The organism is Thalassobacterium sedimentorum (genome assembly GCF_031127905.1).
Lineage (GTDB): Bacteria > Verrucomicrobiota > Verrucomicrobiia > Opitutales > Coraliomargaritaceae > Thalassobacterium > Thalassobacterium sedimentorum.
In genome coordinates, this window is sequence record NZ_JARXIC010000027.1 from 23,187 (window position 1) to 43,298 (window position 20,112).

Consider the following 20,112-nt stretch of genomic DNA (forward strand, 5'->3'; position numbering starts at 1 on the left):
ATCATATAAATCAGTATACTTACAGTTCGATATGACAGCTGACACCATTTTCTTCAAAAGCCTCACGCTCAGAATCATCAAGCATTTCAGTCCAAGCACCTGGAGCTCCTTTTCTCTTTGAAAAATGATCAGGGTGTATTTGAGTTTCAGGATCAACAGACTTTCGTATCAGAAATTCATATACTTTCCGCTTCAAGGGTTGTATTCGATCAGAATTAAAAATGGGTAGGTTTTGCGTTTTCCTAGAGATTTGCTTCGCAACTCTAAAAACCCGCGCACCTAAATTATCAGGAGCATGTTCCTCATGTATTACCTGCTTGAGGGCCTGGGCATCCAACCGAAGGTTTAAGTAATTTTGAATCTCATCAATACCTCGTTCTTTAGATTCCCAAAACTCCTCATAGACTTGGAAAAGAATCTCTGAACGCCCACGAAGCCTTTGATAATTCTGTCGATCTTGTTCAACAATCGACTCAATATGATCCACATTAACGTTCCATTTTTCTTTCATGGAACAATAGACATCACGTATATCTCGCTGAATGTAAATCGGCTTAACTCGATCCAGATCCACTAATTTTTCCAAGATCTCAACATCGTGTGACTTAAAGATGACATAGTCGTGCTGCTCTGTAGCAGCCTCGACAATTTGATTCCAATCCTCACAGGCCACATAACTCATGTTACGGTAGGAATTTCCCGAGGCTTCAAGAACCTTTCGAACATACCCAAACTGCATTGTCGAACCAGACCTCAAACCACCTATGCATGCAATAATGATAGGACTCATACCCCCTCCTTAGTTAACTGTCCAAATGAATAATAAAAAAACAACATGCTTAAGATCGCTAAAAAAATAAAACGGACCGAACGAACACCCCTGCCCCGCAGCACGCTACCGCCATTGGTCACGCCGGGGAGCGAGCCACGAAATATACTAAAATAGAGGGGAGTCCATACATGGACCGCGCTAGGCTGCGGGCAAAGTTCGTTTTGTTCAAGTTTTTTTGAACAAAACGAAGAAGTCAGCTATGACTACTTCTTCAGCGAGTGGGCAGGTTTTGGACCCATTCAATGGCTGGGTGCTCGGCAAAGTCGGCAGGGGTGACGAATCCGAAGTGCTCGCCCTCGACGCTCAGGCCCACCTGGCGATAGCAGGCAGCCACATATTCTGAACAGATATAAGCCTCCTGATGCTCACTGGGCCAGCTGGGCAGGCTGTCGAGCATCTCAGGAGCCATGCGATTTAGGGTGATTCGGGCCGCGATTTCAGCAATTTGCTGGCTATCGTAGGGATAACCGAAGCGATCGACTGCAAAACGGCCCAAGGTCGCGAGAGCATCTGGCGCGACCTGACGCGCAAAATCGCGGTGCCGCATAATCTGCATATGTCCCGGATAGGCATGCCCCTGCTGATCGTAGTTAGTCAGATATTGATTAAGTGGAACGGTGCGCACACCGATCGGCTCCACGCTTTCTAGTAACATGATCCGGTCAAAGGCATCCAAGCGCAGCACCAGCGCCACATGACTCCAGCGACTCCGGGTGGCCGCCTGGATCATTTTCGAGAACCAACCACTGCCCGAACACAGCAATAAATCACCTGTTTGAATATTGGGGTAACGCATGCCCGACAGCACAGTCTATAATGCCACATTTGTGAACCGTTAATTAATGTGAATAAACCGCCCGGATACGTGATAGCGGACGCTGACGCACTTTTGCAGAATGATCAGGGAGCACTGAACTGATTCAGAGGTACCCAAAAAAAGCCCCCGCGGTGGCGGGGGCTTGAATGGCGCTGAATCTGCCTAATTGGAACTGAACTAAGGCGCTTGTTCGACCGCTTGTACGCGGATGAACTGACTGCCTTCGGAGAAGTCGAGCGTGACGGTTGCCGTATCACCTGCGTTGGTGAAGGGCTGATTCAGATCGGTGGTGCTTTGCACCTGCACTTCGAAGGTCGCACTCTGGCTCCCGGAGTTGAGCTGCATGACTTGACCGTCAATCCGTAAACCTGCGACGGGCACATCGGATAAACCATATGCACTGGGATCGCTGAGCACGCTTTGTTCGCCGGAGGTATAATTCGCGTTGAACTCGCTCTGTGTGAACAGATCATACTGGCTGGGATTGCTGGTCACTGCATCCTTGCCCGCTTGGGTGTAGGTCTCCGCGACGGGGCCGCTTTGATCCGCGATGTCGGGATTGGTTCCGATGAGCGCTTCTTCGGCGTCCGATAGGCCGTCGTTGTCACGGTCGGAAACCGCCAGCACACGACCGTCGGGAATCGAATCATAGCGGGCGTCACTATCGACTTTGGCCATTGCGAAGCTTGCAATATAGTTTTGCAAGGCCTGCTGGTCGGTGATGCCGAGCGTGGTTTTGATGTAATCCTGACTGGTGTAGGAAGCTGCGCCGAAGCCGTAGCGGAAATACTGATCGCCTCCGTCTGCATTAAAAGACGGTAGGACTAGATCCACTGTGGTGCCGGGAACGGGAATGCCTGCGATGATGAGTGCTGTGCCATCGTTGAGGCGAGCTTCGATGACGCGTTGCCCTTGCTGAGTGATGACTTCATTCTCGCCGTCCAATACCAATGGCTGACGGGTAATGTCGTAGGTCACCGTCATACCTGCAAGTTGTGGGAAACGGCCGGTGCCATCACCGACACGTAGCGGATCCACCCCGGTGCCGGGATCGTTGTCGATGGTGCGTGAGAGGGCATTTTCAAGCACTAGCTTGAGGTCCGCCGTCGTGACATTTTCCACCACCGAGACGAAATTTCCGAAGGGGGAAACATCGAAGGTATCGCCCACGCTGATAGCGCCCACGGCGATGTCGGAGCGAATGCCACCGCCATTGGCGATCGCAATCTGTGGCAGGTTGACATCGAAACTGGCAGCACGTTCTTGGGCTGCAGCCAGCAGTGCGTCGGCGACCAGGTTGCCCCCATTTTGCTCTTGTGAGCGAATGAGGTCTGTATCTGTGCCACCAACAATCAGACTGTCGGTGGAGCCAATGATTTCACTATCGATCGCATAGGTGAAGGCGACGACTTTATCGATGACTTCGCTTTCGATAGTGGGATCGAGTGCATAACCATTTTCCGCATCGACGCTGTCGGCCACAATCACTGCGGGGCCAGAGCTTAGATCGACGCCGAGGAAGTTATTGTCTGCATCGAAGCGTAGCGTGAGGCGCCCTAGGTAGCCGTAGTTACCACCAGTCGTTGCAATCGGGATACCATTGGCGTAAGTCGGATAGCTCAGGCCCACTTCGTTATAACTGTCACTGGGCACCAGACCACTGTCGGCCGCATTGCCCGGAGCGGAGGCTCCGTAAACTGCTCGTGGTGACAAGAGCGCGGTCGAGCCCAGAATCTCGTCACCGCCGCCGGCGATGATCGCATTGACATCGGCAGAGAGCAGCGAGGCGAGTGCCTCGTCTTCGGCCACACCCTGCAGGTGCGAGATCAGGATGATGGCGTCGGTCGAACTCGCGAGCGAGGCTGCCTCGGCATTGACCGCGGCAGCCACTTCGGAGGCGACGACTGCCCCGGGCGAACTAACGAAGGGAAGGTTTACGGTGGTGGCACCGATGAGCCCGATGACCTTATCACCCTGAGCGGTGCTGACGGTGATGGTTTTACTTTTCACAATATCCCCAGCGTTGACCAAGGCTTGCAGGGCAGGCTCGCCCGTGAAATCGAGATTAGCGCTCAAGTAAGGCACCGCGTTGGTGGTTTGCGCATCTTCGATGAAGGCAGCCAGCACTTCGGGACCGAAGTCGAACTCGTGATTACCAATTGCAATCGCATCGTAACCGATATGACTCAGAGCCAGTGCGTCGTAATAAACCTGTGGCTCGCTATCAACGCTGGCTTGAAACTGTTTACCCGCGAGGAAGCTATCACCGGCATAAACCACCACCACGCCGTGATCGACGGATTGGTAGAAGCTACGGTGGGCATCGATTGCGGTCTTCATTCGAGCCACGTTGCCGTAATCCGGAAAGGAACTGGAGTATTCCGGTAACTTGGACTCACCATCGTTGTGGTGTAAGAGTGTGAGATTCCAAGTGCTGTCGGTTTCCAACTCAATTTGATAGGCGGTGAGCGATCCGCTGACTTCGCTTGCGACCAGTAGCAGTGCTTTACCATTTGGACTTTCTGCTGCAGGCACAAAGGCGAAGCCTTCGGGACCGATGTCGCTGGACTGCTCCGCATCGACTGTGAAATCGCGGTCGTTGACGTAATCGATAAAGAGCGGCGAAGTTGGGTCTGTGATGTCGTAGATCATCACACCCCCCACACGCTCAAGTCCGACAAAGGCGATCTGACGTCCGCCGATTTCAGCTAATTGAACGGCTTCTGGCTCGGGGCCCTTATTGTCCGAACGATCATCGATATCGTTGCCGTCATTGCTGGCATTGAAATGATCAGGCAGGAACTGAGCCGTGATGCGCTCAAAGTCACCGCCGGAATCAAAGACCAGTTCCCCGGTCGATGCATTCCAGATCGAGAAGGAACGCGCACCCGCAAGCTGGATCTGATCCACGTCGCCGTCATTGTCCAAGTCGCCACCAAAGGAGAAGGTGCCGACATCACCCAGGCCCGAACCATCCGTGAGGATGTCGCGATTCGGGAAGACGGTTTCATCGAGAATCGCATCTTGCAGATCCGCCTCATCGCCCAGGCCACTGCCCGGGTAATCACCGAACAACTCTGGATCGCGACCATCGCCTTCATTGGCGGTCACGATGTAAGTCTGTCCATTCACCGTGTAAGCCGACATCGCGTCGGGCATATAGAGACCAAAGAAAGGTTGAGGAACGATGTTCACTTCCTCGTCGTTTTTCTCAGCATCCAGCGCATTGGCTAGCAGTGAGTGATTCTTCGCACCCAGCGGGAAAATTCCCGTAATGGTATCTGTCGCGAGGTCGATGGACAGGATCGCATTGTTTTCCTGCAGGCCAACGTATGCGGTGCCACCATCAGGTGCGACTGCGATATATTCAGGCTCAAGGTCTTGCGCGACCGATGCGGCATTCGGGTGAATGCGCACCTTAGCAGTCGTGCTCAAATCCACAGGAGCCTTGATCTCCGCCAGACTTGCGCCCAGCGCCAGCGAAGCACCTGGCTCGAATACGCTGAAGTCAAGTTGAACGGGCGTGCCCGGTGTCACCGAAGCACCCGCACCACTAAGTGGAATGATAGTCACGGAACCTTCCGGGTTGAAGTCCGGAGTGCCACCAGCGAGCGCGCTGGATGCCTCCCCCTCGTTAGCGACCAGCACCTTGAGTCCATCAGGAGTAAAAGTCAGCATATCAGGCAGGTAGCCGGCTGCAGCCGTTGCGACCGGAGCCACCGCACCTTCACTCAAACTCGCGGCTGCATCGTAGAATGCAACGATCCCAGTTTCGTAGACGGTGTCCGCTTGCAGGGCCACAGCCACAATACCGTTCTTAACTGCAACGCTGTTAGGACTGTAAGCCTGGCCATCGATATCGGCGAAACTCAAGCTTCCGAGCTTAACCGGAGTGGCTGGATTGGACAGATCGATGATATCGACTGAATGATCGTGGGCATTCGTGACGAACACACGCTGAGTCGCCGCATCATAGGCGGGGATCTCAGTGGCCGAGCCATCGAAGATGCCCGATTCGTAAGCGCCCAAACGAGTCATGCGAACGGGGCTATTGAGCGAAGCGGCATTGCTGACGACCGCGAAGCGCGCGCCATCGGCATTGTGATTCAACTCGGCCCAGACTTTGTTTTGAGTGGTATCCACGCCTGCACTTGCAAGTGCGGCCGCTGCGGTGGGACTATCATATATATTAGCCAGGCGCGCATCCATCCATGTGCCGGATACGGGATCGTAAACAGCCAATGTCAAAGTCGACTCATCGATACCTGGCGTTTCCGAGTACGTCATTTCCAAGCGGTAGAGTTCACTTTCTTCACCATCAGGTGTATTCGCCAGACCATCTAAAACGAGGATGTCTCCAATCACCTGTGGATCCGATGCACCATCCAACCAACTGAAATCAACCAGCGCACCGAACTCCACCAGCTCAGGTGTGACGCCCGCGTCTGGCACAGTCATTTGACTTTCAAAAACGTCATTAGTGCCGGATACGATTTCGACCTGAGTTCCATTGGGCGAAGTGCTGGTCAGGCCGGCATAGTCCGCATTTGGTGCAACAAAGAAACGATCCCCTTCCGTGGAATACACCAACCGATCCGACAGCACCCAGTTGGGAACCCATGCATCGGTGGTGTAAGGATCCGGGGCCTCGCTGCTGTAATGGTTAAACACAATTTGTGGACCATCGACTTCAACCACGCAATAACTGACACGACCGTTCATTTGTACGACCTGCCCCTCATTATCGCCCTCCGGCATTTCGAAGTTGTAATATTTCTCACTATTGGAGCCGACCAAAATATGGTTTAGCAGCACTTCGCCATCTGTATCCAGTGCAACACTACGACTGTATTGATGATCGTGGCCCACTAAGATCGTATCGATGCCCGCTTGCGCCATTCCTTTGAGCAACTGCAATTCGAATTCAGGATCGCCACTGGCGCCTTGAAAGATGCCATCGCGCCCCTTTCCAAAATAAGGCGCGTGCTGCACCAGCACACGGTGGTCTGCCCCGGATGCGGCCGCTGCCGGCAAAGCGACCGACTGCAACCAACCGATCAACTCGCTGGGAGCCACACCGTATAGATCCATCGACACCACAAACATGTTGTTGAACATGAAATAATAACAGGTGCCCGGGCCTTCGACTAACAAAGGATTCGTCGGCAAAGGAAATTGCGCATCCCAGATGGTGCTATCGTTAACATCCACTGGCCCGAACAATGGGTCGGTCACCGCGCTGGTGGATTCCGCTTTAATGTCGTGATTACCACGCTGGATATACATCGGGATGCCCGCGTCGTAGATCGGCTGTGCCACACTCAGCCACAGCGCATTTTCTTCAACTGTGCCCGTGTCCGTCAAATCGCCGACACTGATAATCATATCGACACCGTGGACATTCACGAATTGATCCACCACCGGCGCCATCAAGCGCGTGGAGACATCCGGATAAGCGGCAGCCCCCTGAGTATCAGTTAACACGCCATAGCTCCAGGAAGCAGCCGAGGCAGTGAGCGTACCAAGAGACAGAGAAAGCGTAGCCAGACCAATGCTGGAGAGCGATAATTTCCTATCGCCCGAGATACGAGCCATTCGCACTTTCCCAGTAGGAAAAGCAGCGAAGCTCGAATTAGAGATGAATGATTTGTAGCGCATGCGTAGCCGTTCAGTAGTATGGTTATAGTATGATTTATGAGCTGCCTGACTGAGGGCAGGAGGTCCCTACCACATTGATCCAAAGTCGCTTGCGCACAAAAAACAAACGTTCACGTGTAAATTTACGGGGACACAGTTACAACCACGCGACATTGTCAAAACGCGAAGACAAGCCGTCACCTCTCCTCAATATTAACAGTAATACCAATTCGAAAAAAGTTTGGTCCTAATAGATATATCTTTTGTAACCTCGGTTCTCGGAACCGGGGCGATGTAACCTCGGTTCTCGGAACCGGGGCGATGTAACCTCGGTTCTCGGAACCGGGGCGATGTAACCTCGGTTCTCGGAACCGGGGCGACGTTAATCCCTCCCCGAAACAAAGTTTCGAGGCTACGCTAAGGCCAAGCTTATAGAGCATATATTCTTAGAAGTGGTAATATGCTCCCCGGTTCGAAGAACCGAGGCTACCCTAAAAATACATCCGAGTCAGTAATCATTCTGCGCCCTCATCATTCTGCAAAATTGAACCTTCAAATTTAAATGATTTTACCTATTCTAATTTGGTGTCTTTATAAAGCTCTCAGCTCAAGCCTATCTCTAACTATGAAATACAGTCTCACGCTTCTACTGACCTTTACCGCTACGTTTCTATCGGCGAACACCGTGGATGTGTATTTTGGCACTGGAGGCGGCGAAGCCGCGGGAATCTACCACTCGAAATTAAATACGGAAACCGGCACCCTCACCGCAGCAAGCTTAGTTGCACAGGTGCAGTCGCCCGAGTTTCTAGCCTTCCACCCGAATCGTCGCCACCTCTATGCAGTGGCTCAATTACAAGGAAAAGCGTCGGTAATCGCTTACGCGCTCGCGCCTGACGGCGCCTTAACCGAACTTCAATCACAAGCGATTCCGGACGGAGCTGCTGCGCACATCAGTGTGCATCCGTCCGGTCGACTGTTACTGACCGCACAGTACGGGGCCGGAACGGTGGCGCTCTTCCCGATCAATGCCGACGGCACTCTCGAGCCCTGCAAGCAAGTAATTCAGCACCAAGGCGGTTCAGGAGTTGCCGGCAAACGACAGCAATCAGCACATCCCCACTGGACAGGCTTTGCCCCAGATGGACGCTTCGCCTTCGTGCCGGACTTGGGGCTGGATCAAATCATCATTTATCAAGTACAACTCCAACCAGTTTCAATCCACAAGATCGGATACGCGCAAGCACCTGCTGGAGCTGGCCCACGGCATATGAAATTCTCCGTCGACGGCCAATTTATTTTTTTATTAAACGAGCTCAGTCTTTCAGTCTCAACCTTCGATTATCAAGCCAGGACTGGCCAAAGCGAACGCCTGTCGACAACCCCCAGCCTCAGTCCTGAGTTGCAGGCGCAAGAGGCGATCAATGCGGGCTCTGAGATCCTGGTGCATCCCAATGGACTCTATGTCTATGCCGCGAATCGCGGGCACGATAGTGTGACCAGCTTTCGCGTATCCCCAGACGACGGACAGCTGTCGGTAATTGATATCGAACCCATTCGTGGAGCCTGGCCGCGCAGTATCAATTTAGACTCCAGTGGACGTTGGTTACTCGCTGCCGGAGCCCACTCAAATACCGTCACTGTCCTAGAAATCGATACGGCAACTGGAATGCTCAGCTACTCAGGCAAACGCATTATTAATGTGCCCAATGCGATCTGTATAGTATTGAATGATTAAACCGGTAAAGCAGTCGAACAACCCAGAATAAAAACACGTTTGCATAATTATTTATCAATAGGTATCAAACCTTATGATAATTAGTCTAAATACTCTACATTTCGACAGCCCCTTACAACAAACTGGAGAGTGCATTCTACTCACTGAACTCATTTTACCGCGTAATGGGATCGCCCGCAAGGTGGCACTGAAAGAGCTTCGAATCAACCGGGGGCACCGCAGTTTGGCACGTGCCCCCTTTTATGAGAAAGGAATCTTCAAAGAAAAAGTCGACGGCTTAGTAGGCCTGAAGGTGAGTGTCACGCGACCATTAAAGCATTCCGAATGGACCCAATTTGCGCGTCAATTATTGTCAACTGGCATCGAATCCACTTCCGAGCTGTTGCGATCGGCATGGTTATCGCATGCCGTGCTCGAAGATCTGATGGAAAGCGGAACGGATCAGCTCGCGGATCGGATCGCCGAGGATGAGCCGCAATTCATTGCAAGCGGCGGCATCGACCTCGACAGCGAGCAACTGGTGAGCGGTCCGGTCACGATTCCGCTCAGACTCAATCAGCGCCTACGTAACAGCGAAACAGCCCCCGGCCCCAAAAGCCGAGAGCAACGCAAAATAAGCACTCAGCACTACAGAAAGGGCAGCCCCATAGGAGAATTAAGTATGGATCTTTTGCTCGACTAGCAGTCCTCGGTTCTCATTCAAAATTGGACCTTCCGATAATTTCTCACTTTGAGTGGCCGGTTCTCAAAACCGGGGAGCTTGGAAGCACTGAAGCGCTCACGCTGCCCCTGCATGCAATCAAGTTCGGTTCAATGGTGTTTCGGCACTGCTAGAAAGTGCTGATGCGGCCGCTCTCGAATTGGACGGCGGCGGAGCCGTGCAAGGAAAGATCGATGCGTTTGACAGCAGGGTTGCCGCGGGTTTGCACGTAATTTAAGATCACAGCTAAGCGATCGAGTTGCTGCTCGAAGCTGGTGTTGAAGCCAAAAATGATTCGTGGCACCATTGAGGTGCGCACCTCGATGACTTGCCCCGGCAAATCCGGATCGCCGGAATAATGCTCGAGCGATACAAGCTGCCAGGTTCGGTAAAAATTGGGTTGGGTGCGACGTGTGACTTCGAGTAAGTCCGCAACCTGATCGATGCCCCGCAGGGGTTTAAAGCCACCTTCGGGATGACGATAAGGTACAACATAGGGCAGCTGACTCAGCGTGGCACGGGGATAGCCCACGCCTTTATAAATGGTGCCGGCGCGTGAGACGATGCGAAGCTCGGGCCGCTCCTTGGGGCCCATCACACGCATACGCAAGACGGGCTCGTGCTCCTGCACCTCGATCTTTAAAGCATTGGGAAACAAACGCTGCACGGAGGCGGATTTAACCTGACCGTGCGCTTCGAGTTGCTGCTTCATGTGATGGATATCAATCTCCATCATGGTGGTATCACGCCGCAACTCGATCACTGTGCCCAACCAAGAAGGTGGCAAGACACCATTGGTATCGAACAAGACCTTTTCCACTGGCTTGGAGGGCGTGGCGATCTGGATCGGCTCTTCGCGATTTTTCAGGGCGACGATCCCCCAAATGAGGAGTCCAATACTGAAAAAAAACACGAAGAAGACGACAAATAATTTCAGCAACTGTGTTTGACGCCGCTTACGCGCCTGCGGCGACTTGATTCGGGTGCGCCGTTGTCCACCGGGCAGACTGCGCCAGCTCTGCTCGTCGCCCGCGGAGGTACTGCCCTTGTGCTTGCTACCTCCAATCATCGCTCACCTCCTGCTCGAAAACGTTCAAATGCGGGGGCGACCAAAGCTGCGGCCAATTGCTCAAAGTCGTAACCGATACAGGAGGCGCTCTTTGGCAACAAACTGGTAGCGGTCAAGCCGGGCAAGGTGTTGATTTCTAAAAAATAGGGGCACGTGTCTGCCAGCAGAAAATCAATGCGCGCGAAGTCACGACAATCGCAGGCCTCAAAGAGTTGCTCCGCCTGCGCCTTAATCTGTGCCTCCACAGCGGGTGGGAGCTCTGCGGGGTAATGATAGCTCGTCGTCCCGGGCGTGTATTTGGCCTGATAATCGTATACGCCGGACTGACTGACGATTTCGACAATCCCCATGGCCGCCCCCTGCAACACGCCGACCGTGAGCTCGCGGCCTTGAATGCGCTGCTCGATTAACCAGTTGCCCGAGCGAATGCCTGCGAGCGTCACGCCTAAAGCAGAACGGTGCTCGGTGAAATGCAGGCCGACACTGCTGCCTTGATCAGAGGGCTTAATCACCAGTGAAGCGCCCAGCCGTTCAATCACCGTATCCGCCAAAGGTGCCGCGCTGCCGTCAAATGTCATCGCAGCGGGCACCGCGATTTGTAAGTCGCGGGCAATGGCCTTCGTAGCCGCCTTATCCATGCAAAGCCGACTGCTGCGGGCATCGCTGCCGCAATAATGAATGCCAGCGGCTTCGAGTAAAGCTTGCAACTGCCCGTCTTCGCCAAAGCTGCCGTGCAGGGCCGGAAATACAATATGTTGCTCGGCCCGCAGCGCAGTCGGCAGGGAGGCCTCATCCAGCACCCAGGCCTCCACTGCAAAGCCAGCACTCAGCGCACGCGCAACCGCTTCGCCACTTTTCAACGAAACTTCGCGCTCAGAACCGACGCCTCCATAGAGGACAATGACTTTGGGAGATTGGATCATTCGCTCAGAACTTCATCCCAAGACTGCCCAACTAGCAAGACCTCGGGTTCTAAAATATAACCGGACGCCGTCTGCACCTGAAGACGCACCCGACGCACCAGCTCAATGACATCGGCGGCCGTGGCCCCACCGTGGTTGACGATAAAATTGCCATGCACATCGGAGACCTCCGCGGCGCCCACACGCATCCCCTTGATACCAAGCTCATCGATCAATTTACCAGCGTAATTCCCCTCTGGATTTTTAAAGATACAGCCGGCACTGGCACCGCGCGGCTGACTTTCCTTACGCGAGCTAGAATAGTTATCGATGCGCTCACGGATGGCAGTTTCAGTATCGGAGTCGACACTGCGCAGCACCGCACCGAGCGCGATCCCACGACTGATTTCCTCCACCTTGCGATAGCCAAAGTGAAAGTCCTGCTGTGGCCAATCCTGATAATGTCCCTGCGCATCGATAAATTGCACACGCTCGACCACATCAAACATCCAACTCCCCATGGCGCCCGCATTCATACGCAAGGCTCCCCCCACTGCGCCGGGAATTCCTTCCAGGAACTCAAAGCCACCCAAGCCATGTCTAGCGGCAAAGCCACAAATCTCTTTTAAGCGTCCGCCAGCCGCGGCCCAAATGCGATCTGGCCCCAAGGGCTCCACACGTCGCCAAGCGGGTGCCGAAAAACGAATCACTAGCCCGTCGAAGCCCTGGTCTGAGACCAGTAAATTGGAGCCACGCCCGATGCAGAAGGTTGCGAGCTGAAATAGTTCTGCCGCGCGTAAGAGTACGCGCACATCGCTGAAGTTGGCGGGCTCAGCATACAAGCGGGCCGCTCCACCAATACGAATGGTGGTCTTGTTGGCGAGTGGTTCATTGCACTTGAGTCGGCAATCAGGTGAAAGGCGCGCCCGCAAATAATCCATTGCCGCTCGATCGAGCAAGCGCCTTGGCTGTGCGCGAGCAACCGCCCGCTCTGCGATCGACCCAGCCGCGGACGGCGGACTGGACGGCACATCCCCGCTCACAGACTGCCCGGTCGGGCTCGCCGTCAAAGCCGGCGTCCGCTGCGCGCCAATCCAACTGCTAAAGGCCCCGGCAAACTCCTCAATATCGCCAGCCCCGACAAAGGCTAATTGTGTGGGGGCCGTCCCGATAGCAGCAGCCAAATCTTGCACACCGGCCAGCGACATCTCCAACTGCACTGGAGCAACGTGGCTAAAGGCTGCGGCCAGATCCGAGGTGGCGCCGCCTGGCAAGACGGACTCATGGGCTGCGTAGACCGGCAGTAGATACACCTCATCCGCCGCCTGCAGTGACTGGGCAAAGGCATGCTTAAACTGCCGGGTACGCGAGTATCGATGTGGCTGAAAAACCACCACCAGACGCCGCTCCGGCTCGTTGCCACGGAGACATTCGATCAAGGCGTCCACTTCTGTGGGATGGTGGGCGTAGTCTTCCACAATACTGAGCTGCTGATCACGATAAAGCAGCGATTGACGGCGTGCCATGCCCGGAAAGGATGCCAGTGTATCGGCTTGCAGCGCTTGCCCAAACAGCGAAAGCACCGCTGCAGCGGCATCTCCATTTTTCTGATTAAAGCGGCCACGTGGGGGCGAGTCCAATTGCATCCACTCGGCCGCACCGTCAAAATAATGTACTGCGGCCCCTCCACTCGATTGCAGGTGCAGGGACTGCGGCAGCCATACCGTATCTCGAGTGCGGTTGAGCAGTCCGACAAAAGCTGCATCCAGCTTGGCGGCATCTCCATAGCGGTCAGCATGATCCCAGTCCACATTCAGCACCAGCGTCACGGCAGGGGCAAAGCCATCGATAGTGCCGTCACTCTCATCCACTTCGGCCACCAGCCATTCACAGTCGGAGGCACGGGCGGGCGCCATCGTGGGGTCCGCAGAGAGACCACCCAAAATATAATCGGCCGCGATACCACAACGGCGCAGACCATGTGCAATCATGCCCGAAGTGGTGGTTTTCCCATGGCTTCCCACCACTGCGATAAAGCGTTTGTGAGCAGCGATCTCGGCCAGCAACTCACCGCGGCGCACACAGCGCAGCCCCGCCTCGCGAGCGGCGACCAGTAAGGGATGCGCCTGACTGACTGCACTGGAATAGACGACAGTGCTGTAATGCTGAATCTGCTCGGGAAAGATAAAGTCTTCCAAATGAACTCCTGCGGACACCAGCCAATGCCGCACTCGTTCCTGCAAGTGTGCATCATAGCCGCATACCCGGTGCCCCGCCTGCGACATCCAGCAAGCCAGCGGGGCCATGCCCATACCGCCCGCACCAATGAATAAATAGTTCTGCGTCGCGTCGATCACGTCACCGGCTCCAGCTTTTCGGCATTGGCAATACGCTGTGCATCGCAGAGCGCAAGTAAGTCGTCGACGATGCGTTCACTGGATTCAAAACGATCCAGTCGCTCCAGGTTGGACTTAAATTTTGCCAGTAACCAATCGTTAAACATCAGTTCGATCACCTCCGCGGTGAGCTCATCCAAGCGACTCTGCGGCAATAAAACCCCTGCTCCATGTTGCTCATGCGCCAGGGCATTCGCCTGCTGATGATCATCTGCAGCAAAGGGATATGGCACCAGGATCGATGGAGCGCGACAACGAATGATCTCTGCGATCGAGCCAGCACCAGCGCGCGAGACCACCAGGTCCGCGGCTGAAATCACATCGCCCATCTGGCCGGAAAACGGTACCAATGTAGCCGTGATATCGACGCCCCCCTTACCGATTTCATGCAATGTGCCCGCGGAGCTGTTCCCCAGTCCAGTGACACAGTACACCGAAATACCTGCCTTGGCTAAGACTGCGAAATTCTGGGTCACCCAATTATTCAAAGAATTAGCCCCTTGGCTACCGCCTACGATGACCAATAATTTATTCGGCACTTGAATCCCCAGGCGCTTCCAGGCATCGGCCTTGAGGGCGTGCTTAATCTCCTTGCGCACTGGATAACCAAAATAGCGGATGCACTCCGGCGGCACACCGCGCAGACGCACCCCATCCGGTAAATAGACGCGCGTGGCAAGGTGCTTAATCACACGTACCGCCTTGCCCGGCTCACAATTCGCCTCGTGTAAAGCGACCGGGATGCCCTTGATCTGCGCCGCTAAGCCCAGCCCCAAGGATAGAAAACCACCAAAGAGTAAGACTAGATCCGGCTGTTGATCACGCAGCATACGCCGTGATGCAAAGAAACTTTGCCCCAGACTAACGAGAAAAGCGATACGCTGTAAGAGCCCTCCCGCAAAGGCGCGACCGGGACTCTTCACAAAATCAAGATGACTATATTTCTCGACCAGGGCAGAATCCACCTGTTTATGACTGATCAGCAAGGTACACTGATGCCCGCGCTCTTGCAGCACTTCCGCCACGGCGATACCAGGTGCCAGATGCCCGCCCGTGCCGCCACATGCGATAATAATTTTACTCATAGCTCACGCTGCCTCCGCAACGCGGGTAGCTCCCAGGAACGGAAGCCGTTAAGAATAATACCAGTGAGTACAAACATGAAAACAAGATTGGAACCGCCGTAAGAAATAAATGGCAGCGACATACCCTTGGTGGGCAGACAGCCGGTGACAACTCCGATATTAATCAGTGCTTGAAAAGTGACGAAAAGCAAGGCCCCCATCACGAGTAAGTACTGATAAAGATTAGGTGCCCGCTTTAGCTGCAGTATACCGATAAAAAAGAGCGTCATAAAGAGCACCACCACTCCCGCGGTGAAGACCAATCCCAGCTCTTCACCTACAATTGCAAAAATAAAATCAGTGTGTGCTTCCGGCAGGAAGGACATCTGCTGTCGCCCGGCGCCCAAGCCCACGCCGTGCACCCCCCCCGCCCCAAAAGCGAGAATCCCTTGCCAAAGTTGATAGGCACTGTCGCTGCGATTCCCCTCCACATCCAGAAAAGAAGTGATGCGCTGCAAGCGCACTGGATCGAGATACACCGCCACCGAAAACCCGGTCAGTGCCACCAATGCAGTGGGGATCAAATAGCGCAGGCGCACACCTGCCAAAAAGAGCATACAACCACCAACTGCCCCACACAAAAAAGCGGTACCAAAGTCTGGTTCCAATATGATGAGGCCGCAAAACACCCCCAGTAATGCACAGGGATAGAGGTAGCCCTTTAACAAATGCCCTAAATCCCGCCGGTGACTGGTGAGGTAGTGCGCCATCGCAAAAAGCAGGCCCAGCTTGCCGATTTCGGAAACTTGTAAACGCATGAAACCAAAATCCATCCAGCGTCGAGCCCCATTCACCTCCACCCCGATGCCGGGAATCAGCACCAGCCCCAGAAAGAGTATCGCGATTCCTGCCAACACATAGGCGTAAGCTCGCAGGGCTTCAAGATTCACCAACATCGCAAGAGTCCCGGCCACCGTCGCCACGCCGAGCCAAATTAACTGCTTTCGCAAAAGCACCGTCGGGTCGTCGTGCATCGATTGCGACGCACTAAAGAGAATGACGAGCCCCAAGAAAGTCAGGCCAATGACAATGAAAATGATGAAAAGCCCTGTCGGCGGAATACGCCACGAAGAATTAGGCGAAGCCGTACGGGCGCTCATTATGAATAAAGTCGTGTCTCTGAGCTTTAAAGTATATCGAGAAGCGAACTACTCCTCGAGGCGAATGACAGGAATCTCCACCGCACCGTCGAACATCTCATCCGCTTCGATTTCAGAAACCTCGCCCTCAACCAGCGGATCTGCTTCGATCACAGTGATTTCAACTGGACCAGTCGTGGTGTTGCCGGGACTGGCGGAAGCGCTGGGAGTGATCGTTGGCGTAGCTGGCTGGCGTGTGACAGGCGCAGCTGTAGGACTGACAACCGTCTCCGTGCGCGAATCCACATTGGCGGCAGAACCAGAACCACTGACCTGCAACACTTGGCCGACTTGTAATTTGCGAGGATCGGTGATGCCATTCAGTGCGAGTAGCTCCCCGGCAGTCATGCCATATTTACGAGCGATGGTGGCAGGGAACTCGCCAGACTTCACCGTGTGCGTGCGCGTACCGGAGCTGCTGACAGTGTTGGCAGAAGTGACTGGGCTGGTCGGCGCAGGTGTGCGCGCAGCAGAGCCGCTGCTGGAAGAACCGCTGCTGGAAGAGCCACTGCCAGCGACCGGGAGCACCAGGGTGTCCCCCACACGGATAAGATCCGATGTCATGCCATTAGCCGCTTTAATTGCACGCACCGTTGTGCCGTGCTGACTGGCGATCTTAGAGAGCGAATCGCCACGTTTGACAGTGTAATTTGTGCTGCCCTGATTAAACGAACTAGGCTGGTAGCTGTCGGCACTCACGGTATTGACGGTTGCAGTGCCGCCTTCCACAGGAATTTGTAATTGCTGACCAATTTTTAGAACAGAATTCTTATTCAGACCGTTGGCAGCATAGAGTTCATTCAAGGAAACATTGTAGCGTTTAGCGATGGTCCAAAGATTGTCGCCCTTCTTGACTGTATAGCTCTCGAAGGAATCGCCAGCGACCTGCACTGTTTGACCACCGGTGGAGAGCGGCGCGATGGGCGCAATATCATCAAACTCGCCAAACTCATTTCCGGAATTTGCAGGTGCATAACCGTCGCCATCGAAACCAGCGTTAAACGCAGCATCCAAGCTGGCGCTCTCACCGGATTCAATGCGCTTGGCCTCAATCAGACCTTCAGACAGGCGCGAAGCACCAGCGACAGAGGTCTTAATAGTGGGGCCCTGGCTATAGGCCAGCGTCCGCTCGGGAGCGCCCACCAGAGTCTCAGAGCGGCCGACCTGTGTCGCCCCCTGAGTGTAAGTTTGCGTGGGCGGTTGCTTGGTGCGGCAACCGGGCTGAACCAACAAGACTGCGATCACACCGAAATGAAGACCTAGAACACAACCGAAAACTTTTGTTACTTTCATGATAAATTGGAGATAATGCCTGTAATCGAGCACACTAGCTAGGCTTACGGGCTCTCTTCAAACTTAAAACCGTATCGATGAAGCTTTTTCCACGCTCAGCGTAGGAGGTATATTGATCAAAACTAGAGAAGCCGGGGCTCAACACTACATTTGCACGGGGAATGCGACTAGCCAACTCCGCCGCGGCGACCACCGCATCTTCAAAGCGGGAATGCACATGCACTGAGCCCAGTGAAGCTTGCAGGCCCGCGGCCAGGCGCTCGGCCACCTCTCCATACACCACCGCCGCCTCCACCGAGAGGGCCACATCCTGGCAAAAAGCGTCGACATCGCCCCCCTTCGCACGTCCGCCCCCAATCCAGACGATGGGACTCGGCACCGCCTCCAAGGCTGCGAGTGTGGCATGAAAGTTAGTCGCCTTGGAGTCGTCCCAAAAGCGCACGCCCTCCCGCTCGCACACCACGCTCAGACGATGCGGGGCCAACTTAAAGGTGTTGGCCGCAGCAATCAGCTGACTGGTGGGCATCTCCAACCACCACCAAAGTTCGGCTGCCAAAGAAAAATTCTCGGAACTGGGAAAGCAGTGAAAGACTGAATCCGAAGCGAGCTGCAAGACCAGCGTGGCATCCTCAATCGCAATAGTGGAAGCCTCGAATGGGCGCTGCATTCGCTCCATCCAATCCGCCACCTGAGCACCGACGACACAGGCCGCGCCAGGCTTCAAACAATCAAAGAGATTAGCCTTAGCATCAAAATAGTCTGATATGTTGGCGTAACGATCCAAATGATCTTCCGCAAAATTAGTCCAAACCAAGGCATCCAACTGCATGCCCTCGACTAACTCGGCTTGAAAGGAGCTAATTTCCAACACCGCATAACTCCCCGGACGATTGGATGCCGAAAGTGCCGCATCCGATAACGGATAACCAATATTTCCCGCAGCCACACTGTCATAGCCCCCAAGCCGCAGAGCGGTATCCAACAAGGCTGTCAGGGTGCTCTTACCATTGGTGCCAGTAACGGCGATCATCGCCCCCTGCCAATAACGTGCCGCAAAGGCCATTTCACTCCAACAAGCGACATCAGACTCCGCAGCCAGCACACGCCAGGGATGATCCTGCGCAAAACCAGGGCTAAAAATCAATGCCCCGAAGTCTGCCAAATCGGCAGCCTCAAAATGACTGCGATCTCCTTGACCTGCCTCATCGATCAATACAGTCTCAATACCTTGCGAGTGCGCAAGTCGACGGGCCGCCTGACCACTCAGACCGGCTCCAAATATAGCATAGGGTTTGGACATTCAACAGAGTTGTGTAGCGAAATCAGGAATTAGCAACAGCACGTTGCTAAAATTAGCAAAATAGTTATTAACAGAAAAACTATGAAACTGCCAAACGCAAGGCAGGCTGAATACTAAAGGGCTCGGAAGCGAGACCGGAAGGATCTGCAAAAGCGGCGAAAGCGATCATGGCGGCATTATCCCCGGTATGTTGAGGCTGCGCAATCAGACAGGGCATGCGGTGACGCTGCGCTAGACCTTGCATCGCCGCTCGCAGTGCCTGATTATTGGAAACTCCTCCAGAAAGTCCGAGGCTGCGATATCCCCCAGCCTGAATCAGGTGTTTGGTCTTCCCCACCAACTGATCGATAACGGCCCCCTGATAGCCTGCGCAGATATCCGGCAAGGCTCCCTCGAGCTCGGCATCGCTCATTTTTTCCAAGCGATAGCGCAAACTGGTTTTGAGTCCGGAAAAGCTAAACCGCCGTTCATTGCGCGGCGCAATTGCCTTGGGAAAGGCGTAGACCTTAGCATTGCCGTTCTGGGCAATGCGTTCGACCTGCGGTCCCCCGGGATACGGTAAACCAAGCAACTTAGCCCCCTTATCCAAGGCCTCGCCAGCCGCATCGTCGACCGTTTCCGCCAACACAGTCAGTTCCTGAGACGTATCGATCTGAAAGAGGATGGTATTGCCTCCAGAGACAATCAGCCCAAGATGGGGCAACAACTCGGCAAAAGCCTGCGGATAAGCCTCTGGAGCACGTTGGTGTAAGTCGATAAAGGGCGAATAAGCGTGCCCGCGCAAATGATTGACTCCCACCACGGGCAGGTTCCAGGCCAGCCCGAGACTACGTGCAAACGCAATGCCCAGAGCCAGGCACCCCGCCAGCCCCGGACCATGCGTGACCGCGATCTGACGCAGCTCACCGGGCTCCGCACTCAAGCCAGCTGCCTCCAGCAATGGAAAAAAATTCTTTAAGTGCTCCCGGCTGGCGAGGTCCGGAACGACGCCGCCGTATTCCTTATGCAAGTCAATCTGACTATGCACCCACTCCCCCGCCATACCACGCGTGGGATCAAAGCGAGCCAGTGCCGACTCATCACAAGAACTTTCTATCGCCAGAATCATGCACTTTAAGTATGCTCCTGCTGCGCCGCCTCAAGCATTTAAGCACAGCGTGAGAAA

The 20,112-nt window shown here is 54.4% G+C and carries 13 protein-coding genes; 2 read left to right on the plus strand and 11 right to left on the minus strand.

Annotation, left to right across the window (positions count from 1 at the left end; all coding sequences use genetic code 11):
• Positions 1–19: 19 nt before the first annotated feature.
• The 3 genes from QEH59_RS14230 to QEH59_RS14240 form a co-directional block, all read right to left on the minus strand.
• A complete protein-coding gene (locus QEH59_RS14230) occupies positions 20–790 on the minus strand; it encodes a hypothetical protein (protein ID WP_308986045.1) in 771 nt (256 codons plus the stop codon).
• Between the two features lie 253 nt (positions 791–1,043).
• Positions 1,044–1,628, minus strand: a complete 585-nt coding sequence (locus QEH59_RS14235) for a C40 family peptidase (RefSeq protein WP_308986046.1) — start codon at positions 1,626–1,628, stop codon at positions 1,044–1,046.
• A gap of 198 nt (positions 1,629–1,826) precedes the next feature.
• Positions 1,827–7,244, minus strand: a complete 5,418-nt coding sequence (locus QEH59_RS14240; RefSeq protein WP_308986047.1) for a choice-of-anchor I family protein — start codon at positions 7,242–7,244, stop codon at positions 1,827–1,829.
• Positions 7,245–7,911: 667 nt separating this feature from the next.
• Between QEH59_RS14240 and QEH59_RS14245 the strand changes: the two genes are divergently transcribed.
• Entirely contained in the window at positions 7,912–9,024 is a 1,113-nt protein-coding gene (locus tag QEH59_RS14245) for a lactonase family protein (protein WP_308986048.1), read from the plus strand.
• A 73-nt stretch (positions 9,025–9,097) separates the two neighbouring features.
• Positions 9,098–9,706: a hypothetical protein gene (locus QEH59_RS14250; protein WP_308986049.1), complete on the plus strand. Its 609-nt coding sequence runs from the start codon at positions 9,098–9,100 to the stop codon at positions 9,704–9,706.
• A 148-nt stretch (positions 9,707–9,854) separates the two neighbouring features.
• On the opposite strand, the gene QEH59_RS14255 is transcribed toward QEH59_RS14250, so the two are convergent.
• From QEH59_RS14255 to tsaD, 8 genes are all read right to left on the minus strand, one after another.
• Positions 9,855–10,793, minus strand: coding sequence for a cell division protein FtsQ/DivIB (locus tag QEH59_RS14255; protein ID WP_308986050.1), 939 nt, complete (start codon positions 10,791–10,793; stop codon positions 9,855–9,857).
• A complete protein-coding gene (locus tag QEH59_RS14260) occupies positions 10,790–11,716 on the minus strand; it encodes a D-alanine--D-alanine ligase family protein (RefSeq protein WP_308986051.1) in 927 nt (308 codons plus the stop codon). The genes QEH59_RS14255 and QEH59_RS14260 overlap by 4 nt, the downstream gene beginning before the upstream one ends.
• Complete coding sequence (gene murB / locus QEH59_RS14265; RefSeq protein WP_308986052.1) at positions 11,713–14,052, minus strand: UDP-N-acetylmuramate dehydrogenase; 2,340 nt, start codon at positions 14,050–14,052, stop codon at positions 11,713–11,715. Before murB ends, QEH59_RS14260 begins: the two co-directional genes overlap by 4 nt.
• Complete coding sequence (locus QEH59_RS14270) at positions 14,049–15,176, minus strand: UDP-N-acetylglucosamine--N-acetylmuramyl-(pentapeptide) pyrophosphoryl-undecaprenol N-acetylglucosamine transferase (RefSeq protein WP_308986053.1); 1,128 nt, start codon at positions 15,174–15,176, stop codon at positions 14,049–14,051. Before QEH59_RS14270 ends, murB begins: the two co-directional genes overlap by 4 nt.
• Positions 15,173–16,315 carry an FtsW/RodA/SpoVE family cell cycle protein gene (locus tag QEH59_RS14275; protein WP_308986054.1) on the minus strand — a complete coding sequence of 381 codons (1,143 nt, stop codon included), beginning with the start codon at positions 16,313–16,315 and terminating at the stop codon, positions 15,173–15,175. The genes QEH59_RS14270 and QEH59_RS14275 overlap by 4 nt, the downstream gene beginning before the upstream one ends.
• Before the next feature lie 48 nt (positions 16,316–16,363).
• The gene (locus QEH59_RS14280; protein ID WP_308986055.1) at positions 16,364–17,647 is read right to left on the minus strand and encodes a LysM peptidoglycan-binding domain-containing protein; all 1,284 of its coding nucleotides are present in this window, start codon (positions 17,645–17,647) and stop codon (positions 16,364–16,366) included.
• A 34-nt stretch (positions 17,648–17,681) separates the two neighbouring features.
• Positions 17,682–18,947 carry a UDP-N-acetylmuramoyl-L-alanine--D-glutamate ligase gene (gene murD, locus QEH59_RS14285; RefSeq protein ID WP_308986056.1) on the minus strand — a complete coding sequence of 422 codons (1,266 nt, stop codon included), beginning with the start codon at positions 18,945–18,947 and terminating at the stop codon, positions 17,682–17,684.
• Between the two features lie 79 nt (positions 18,948–19,026).
• Positions 19,027–20,055, minus strand: coding sequence for a tRNA (adenosine(37)-N6)-threonylcarbamoyltransferase complex transferase subunit TsaD (tsaD, locus tag QEH59_RS14290; RefSeq protein ID WP_308986057.1), 1,029 nt, complete (start codon positions 20,053–20,055; stop codon positions 19,027–19,029).
• Positions 20,056–20,112: the final 57 nt, after the last annotated feature.